3 protein-coding genes are annotated in these 7672 nt (G+C 46.8%); 2 read left to right on the top strand and 1 reads right to left on the bottom strand.

Annotation, left to right across the window (positions count from 1 at the left end; genetic code table 11):
• On the bottom strand, window positions 1-5318 hold a 5318-nt coding region (locus tag OEU88_RS17230; protein ID WP_262696458.1), incomplete at its 3' end, for a calcium-binding protein.
• A 166-nt stretch (window positions 5319-5484) separates the two neighbouring features.
• Here OEU88_RS17230 and OEU88_RS17225 point away from each other — a divergent pair.
• Both OEU88_RS17225 and OEU88_RS17220 read left to right on the top strand, forming a co-directional pair.
• The gene (locus OEU88_RS17225; RefSeq protein WP_262696457.1) at window positions 5485-6516 is read left to right on the top strand and encodes an alpha/beta hydrolase; all 1032 of its coding nucleotides are present in this window, start codon (window positions 5485-5487) and stop codon (window positions 6514-6516) included.
• Window positions 6517-6616: 100 nt separating this feature from the next.
• Entirely contained in the window at window positions 6617-7300 is a 684-nt protein-coding gene (locus tag OEU88_RS17220; protein ID WP_262696456.1) for a helix-turn-helix transcriptional regulator, read from the top strand.
• The last annotated feature ends 372 nt before the right edge of the window (window positions 7301-7672 follow it).

Raw genomic sequence — 7672 nt, 5'->3', positions numbered from 1 at the left:
ACCACCTGCCCTGCATCAAACAGTGCTTGCAGTTCGGTTTGGTTGATGCCTTCGAGGGTCAGTGTACCATGGGTACCGATGGTGAGCGTGGCACCGCTCGCATCAAACGTGGCTGAGGATAGCAGGTCAGCCAGCACAAGGCCTTCGATCTCGGAGAAGTCGAGCGTGTCACTGTCACCGTCCGCTGTGCCAAAGTCAGTGATCGTGTCATTGCCAAAGCCTGTGATGAAAGCGAACGTGTCATTACCGTCACCACCAGTGATATTGTCATCACCGGCACCGCCGAAGATCAGATCATTGTCATCACCGCCGTCAACTGTGTCATCGCCCGCGCCGCCAAACAGGGTGTCATTACCAGCACCACCGTTAACCATATCATTGTCTGATGCGCCAAATGCCTGATCATCGCCGCCGCCACCAAAAAGTGTGTCTTCACCAGGGCCACGACCACCATAGATAATGTCACTACCCATACCGCCAGTGACACTGTCATCTCCGTTGCCGCCACCAAGCGTATCGCCACCATCATCACCAATGATGCTGTCATTACCAGCACCAGCATAGATGGTGTTACGGCCGCCGTTTCCGTTCACTGCCATATTTGTTGTCGTATCGAACGAACCACCAATGATGACATCATCACCATCACCACCAAACAGGCTGTCATTACCTGATGCATCTGTGCCATTACCGTCAATGTCACCACCAACGATAAAGTCATTACCGGCACCGCCGCCAACAACATCATTACCGCGGTTACCTTCAACCGTATCATTGCCTTCGTCGTCAGGACCAGCAAACACACGGTCATCACCCGAACCACCAGATATACTGTCATCACCCGCATCACCGCGCAGGAAGTCGGCGTTACTGCCACCATCAATGGTGTCGTTACCCGCGCCTCCAAGCACCGTGTCATCACCCTGATCACCACGCAGAGCATCATTGCCTGCGCCGCCGTCAACACTGTCTGTGCCAATGCCGCCAGACACCGTATCATCACCACCACCACTGGCGACAACATCATTGCCATTCCCTGCATCGACTTTATCACCGCCGCTACCGGCCATAATGTTATCCGATGCAGAAGATCCTTCGATGGTATCCGGAGTTGTATCCGCTTCACTACGCACAATCACTACCGGATCAGGTTCAGCAGCCGGGGCTGGCACTGATGCGGGAGAAGGTGTTGGGGTTGGGGCGGGAGACGGCGGTGTTGCAAAGATAAAATTACTCTCATTCAAGTCAGCAATGGATACGCCTCTGAGTCTGAGTATCTCACCGTTACCAAGCCCAATAATCGTATCGCCGGTCGTTGTTTCGCCTATACTATCTAGGGAGGTTGTCTCGGTCGCACTAAGGTCAATCACTTCTCCCAGACCGGGGTTAAAGTCAGTGATTTCATCTGAGGCGCCAACGCCAATAACAAACCGATCAATCCCTTCGCCGCCAGTAAGCGTATTATCACCCCTGCCGCCCTCTAGCGTATCAGAACCAAGACCATCACCGCCTTCCAGCGTGTCATCGCCATTACCACCCTGAAGACGGTCATTATCCGTGCCACCATTTAGGCTGTCATCACCGTTACCGCCACTTAGGTTGTCATCTTGTCCGCCACCTAGCAACGTGTCGTTACCGTCACGGCCTTCAATATTATCGTTACCGCCCGCACCTTCGATACTATCATTACCTAAATCACCGTTCAGAAAATCACCGAAACCACCACCCGTTATTCTCAAATCATCTGGTGGGATTGCTGCTGTCAGGTCGTTGTCAAAACTGATACGTGATGATGCAAGGAAGTCTGCAAGCATAATATTTTGCAATGTCAGCGTGTTACCATTGGAAAATGTAATCACAACATCATTGCCATTTTGCGCGGAAATGGCCGTTAACTGATCCAGATTTTCAATGTCTGTGTTTGATAAATCTAAACTGTCTCCAGTGAAAGTGTCTTCAGGGTTAAAATCGGTAATGACGTCATCGGAGAAAATATCAACTGCAAAATCATCACCACCAGCGCCTCCTGTCAAAGTGTCATTACCCGACCCTCCTTCGAGAAAATCCCCCTCATCACCACCGTTCAGCACATCGTTACCTGGACCACCATCAACAAAATCGACGCCATTCGTTCCATTTATAGTGTCGTTGCCTGCTGTGCCTGCAAGTGATGGTTGCCGGAATGCGAATGTCGCACCAAAAAACTCACTTAACGTGATGTTTTGAATGACAATGCGGTCACCATTGCTCAGCGTGACAACGACATCAGGGCCATTTTGATTGGATACGGCCATCAAATCAGTCAGGTTTTCGATATTTGTAGAGGCAAGTGAAATAGTGTCTTCCAACACGCTAAAGTCCGTGATGGTATCCCTGCCAAGTTCCCCAAGAAGGTTCAAAGAGTTAAAGAAAAAGGTATCTGCACCAGCCCCCCCAGTCAGGGTATTAAAGCCATCACCACCAACAAGGGTATCATCACCAGCGCCGCCATCAAGTGTGTTATCACCGACTTGACCAGCCAAATTACCAGTAAGCCTCAGATCATCTTCATCATTACCCGCTATAAAGCCTGAAGCTGCAAACAAAACATCATTGCCGTCCCCACCATCAATACTATCGTTTCCAGTATTACCTTGCAGTGTGTCATTACCAGCCCCGCCACGCACCGTATCATTGCCTAGACCACCACTTACCTCATCGTTATCAGCACCGCCTTCCACAATATCATTATCATTACCACCGCTCAGGGTGTCTCTACCCTCTCCTCCATCAAGGATATCATTACCAAGCCCGCCTTCTACACGATCAAAACCACCACCCCCATTCAGCATGTCATCACCGGCAAGGCCGTCCAGATTGTCATTGCCATCAAGACCATTCACTGTGTCATTATCAGAGGTACCATCAAGCGTGTCATTATCCGCTGTTCCGTTAATGACCGGAGACAGTTCAGGCACATCAGTTACATCAATGTCAATGAATGCGGAGAAGGCAGCAAAGTCTGTTCCATCATTCACGCTGAAAGAGAAATTAAACAGATCAGGGCCGTTTTCATCGGCGGCAGGTGTATAAACCAGATTACCTGCTGTGATATCAGCCAAACTGATCACTTGCCCCATGATAACATCTACACCTAACAGTTGGAAACTACCGTTTCCAACACTGATACTGTCAATTCTCACAGATTGTAGGCTGTCGCCTGTATCAACATCGGTAAAGTCAAAGTCACTTACAGTGAAAGTGCGGGATGTATCTTCATCAATAGTAATTCTATTGCCGTTAGATGTCGGCAAATCATTCACTGGTGTAATATCAAATATCAGCGTTTGATCATCAATACCCCCAGCACCGTCAACCGTTTGAATACGGACGCTCCCTGCATTTGTGCCATTTACATCCGCAAGTGGTGTGAAAGTCAGCGTGTCAAGAGCAGCATTAACATCCGATAATGTGCCAATGAACGATATTTCCAGACCATCATTGATTGAAAATGTCACGCCCGTTGTTGTGCTAACTGAAATTGTTCCGCCACTTGCAGTCAGCGTTACAGTTTGGTTGTCACCATCGGCGTCCGCAATCTCAACCGTATCAGAAATCGGTACATCCACAGCATCTTCATCCACAGATGGAGCAGTGGGCAGCGTAATGATCGGGCCACTGTTTGCGGGCGGTTCAGGTGCAAATGTAAATGAGCCGGTTAGGAAATCACTCAGCACAACATTTTGTATTGTAATTTGTCCGCCCACACCGAGATCAACAAAGATATCCACACCAACCTGAGTGGATGCAGTGCTTAACTGAGGGAAGTCGAATAAGTTGAATGAACTAAAATCTATACCATCAGCAGTAAAATCAAAATCAGTAATGGTTTGAAGGCCACCTAGGCCATCAACTCTGAATATATCTGCACCCGCACCACCAACAAGGGTATCATTGCCTAAACCTCCATTCAGGAGATCATCACCGGAACCGCCATTTAAGTTATCATCACCAATGCCCCCATTAAGGGTATCATTGCCTAGGCTCGCAGTTATTCCATCGTTTCCTGGGCCACCATCAAAAAAATCATTACCCGCGCCGCCGATGAGGAAGTCATCACCAGCGCCACCAGAAAAACTATTATTTCCTTCAAAGTCACCGAGCGTATCGTTGCCATCGCCACCGTTTAGTGTGTCATTTCCGCCAGACAGGCCGCCAGTAGTATCAGCGCCAGCACCGCCATTGAGCTCATCGTCGCCCAAGCCACCGTTTACGGTGTCGTTACCATCATCACCGTTAAGCGTATCATTGCCATCACCACCATTAAGCGAGTCGTTACCATCACCACCATTAATGATATCGGCACCAGCTAACCCATCTAAAACATCCCCGTCTGAACTCCCTGTGAGAGTATCGTTGCCTACCGTGCCATTGGGAGTGGCAAAATCGAAGTTGGCTGACAGAAAATCGGCTAAATTTAATCCTTCCAAAAGAACTTGGGCACCGTTCCCGCCAATGGAGAGAACAACATCACTACCCATTTGCGTAGACGCATCTTCCAGTTCTTGCAAGCTAGTGATGTTAACATTTATCAGATCGAGCGTATCATCCGCAGTATTAAAATCTGTGATAATCTGGTTACTATTTGGGTCAATAATAAAAAACGTATCACGCCCAGCACCACCGGTTAATGTGTCATTACCCGCTGTCACTCCGGATAAGGCGCCATCTCCACCTGCCAGTGAATCATCCCCATCGCCGCCATTGATTAAATCATTACCACTTCCGCCGCTAAGAAGATCATTTCCGATATCACCCAATAGGGTATCATCACCTTGGTCGCCATTGAGCAGGTCATCACCCATGCCTCCATTTAACGAATCGTTTCCAAACCCTCCGCTCAAAATATCTAGCCCGGCACCGCCTGAAAGCTGATCATTTCCGTCTCCGCCACTTAGATTATCAATTCCGTCTCCGCCTAAAAGGGTATCTTCTCCGTCTTGACCCGTCAGAGTGTCAACACCGTCTAGACCAATGATAAGGTCATTACCTGCATTACCTTCGAGACCATTATTCAAGTTATCTCCAGAAATAGTGTCCGAAAAATTCGAACCAATTACATCATTGATATCAATGAGGGTATCTGTATCACCAAAGCCATCTGATGCGCTGAGTGTAACCAAGTTCACGTTAACGCCGGAGGGGCTGCTAGCATAGCTGATCAAGTCGATGCCGCCGCCGCCGTTAATTGTGTCATTTCCTGCCTCACCAGATAGTGTATCGGCTCCGCTTGATCCAATCAGGTTCTCTGAAGCAGCTGTTCCGGTAAACGTAGGCATGAGGCAATTTCCTTCTTCATTCAAATATCGCCCCATGAGATGCACAGAGGCTGATGTATTGCTTTGGGTCGAAATGTAGAAGGTCATTTTTCGGAAAAAATCATCAAAAGTGATGATGTTTAGATAAAAATCACGTAATATATCTTTACGAGGAATGGAGAAAAATATGGCGAGCATATCATACAGTGAAGTAGCTATCAGCAATGCTGACTGGTGGACAGAAGCAACCAAGCCTCATCCAGCAAGCCTAATAGGCAAAGCTGCTGTTGGTTATATTAAGCTCATCGTCTGGGCGATGAAGCTTTTAAGAAAAACAAACGCTGATGATGAAATCGATTGGAAAAAAGCACGACACTTTATTGCACGATCAGAAGGTATGATTTCCATATTCTTACGCACCCCCAAAAGCACACCCGTTGAAGGGTGCCCCGTTCCTAGCAACTGGTTCACGCCTGACAATATATATCCAGGTGTCCATACTCTGCCTAAAAGAATCGTGCTTTACGTACACGGCGGCAGCTATTGCTTTGACCGAACAAAATTACACAACAAGCTTGCGGCCAATCTTGCAACTCATGCCGACGCACGTGTCCTTGCCGTTGATTATGGACTTGCACCAGAAAACCCTTTTCCTGATGCCATTGAAGATGTCGTCAAAAGCTACAGCTGGTTACTAACTGAAGGGTATGCACCCAAAGATATTGCCATTGTGGGAGATTCCGCAGGTGCAGGACTAGCGCTTGCTGCCCTTATTGCGATAAGAGATCAAAATATACCCATACCTGCAGCATATGTTGCATTATGTCCGTGGGCAGATCTCACATTCTCAGGTGCATCGATAATCGAGAACGCTAAGGCTGATCCATTTATGTCGAATTTGGAATTTGTATCTATGTTCGCCAATGCATACAGACAAGGCATAAAAGCTGATCACCCGCTTGTTTCACCGGCCCTTACCGATTTATCAGGCCTGCCAAACACACTAGTTCACGCAGGAGGTTCAGACATGTTACTTGATGATGCACGCTCAATCGTTAGCAACGTACGTAAAGCAGGTGGGCGGGCCCGATTGGATGTTTGGGAAGAGATGCCGCACGTATGGCAAAAACTGTCAAACCTAATTCCGGAAAGCAAAACTTCCTTGGTAATGATCGGTCATTTTATTCGCAGCAGCATTCCTAGTTCAAGCTTACATTAGTATGACCAAAACAAAACAGACACTGTTTGCAGAAGACTTTGAAACCGCTTACTTCCGCAACTTACGCGCCGAACGCCAAGAACCGTACGGTGATCGATCTATGCAATTGCTCAAATTACTCGATGAGCAAAGTACAAACTGGATTATGTCCGTTATCAATCAACGGCTGGATCGAAATAGCGATGCATTGGGTACCAACAGTTTTATCGATGAAAGCCTACATCACATTGTAAATAATGCGTACATACCCACATTGTTAATATCCTCCAATCATCAACTTTTATTTTCAAACAAAGCAGCAATGAAAACATTGCAGTATCAGACTGACTTATACCTTGAAAAAGGATATCTACGAGGCACATCGGCCGAGTATGATAAATTATTCAAACAAAAAATTAGAAAAATTTGCAAAGCTAATGCGGCATCCACAAAACCACATCAAACCCTGATGTTAAACCGCGCAAATGATGAACGCGGTATATTCGCTTCTATTGAATCAATTCAACTGTTAGACGGGAAAAGCGCTATTGCTGCGTTATTTTTTCAAGATCCAGCTAATCTACCTAATATCAACACTGAACGGCTTCGTGGCTGGTATGGCCTATCTAAACGAGAAGCAGCACTTGCTACTGCATTCGCACAAGGAATGAGCCTGAAAGATTATGCCCACACTCACGGCGTATCGATAACAACAGTGCGAACTCAATTCGCACAAGTAAAAACCAAGATGTCTGCTGCAAGCCAAGCAGATGTCGTTCGCTTAACTTTATTGGCTCAGGATTAATCTCGTTGCTCTAAAGTTTCCTCATTATTCCGTTTCGGCTTCGTTTTACTCCATATGAATCATGGCAATCTGCACCTTGAGTGCATCTTGCGAGGTGTCAAACCATACCTCACGGAGTCAAAAAAGAAACTCGCTACACGAGATGATTGGGCTTCTTATCGATTGCTAGAGTAGAATTTTAGGTGCGCATACTTATTGGAATTGCTAACTTGTCCTTGGCGTAATTTCGCAATGCAATACATTGCTACGCTGGCGGTTGAACATACTTTGTCTGCAGGTTGTGAGATTAATTGACAGGTTATTAAATCATTGAATTATATAGATAATAAATTTACCTAAAAATTTGTATGAGTTAAGTGATTTTAAAAACTC

Origin of the sequence: Kordiimonas aquimaris, assembly GCF_025574485.1 — a bacterium.
In the GTDB taxonomy this organism is placed as follows: domain Bacteria; phylum Pseudomonadota; class Alphaproteobacteria; order Sphingomonadales; family Kordiimonadaceae; genus Kordiimonas; species Kordiimonas aquimaris.
This window is presented reverse-complemented; position numbering and strand designations above follow the sequence as displayed.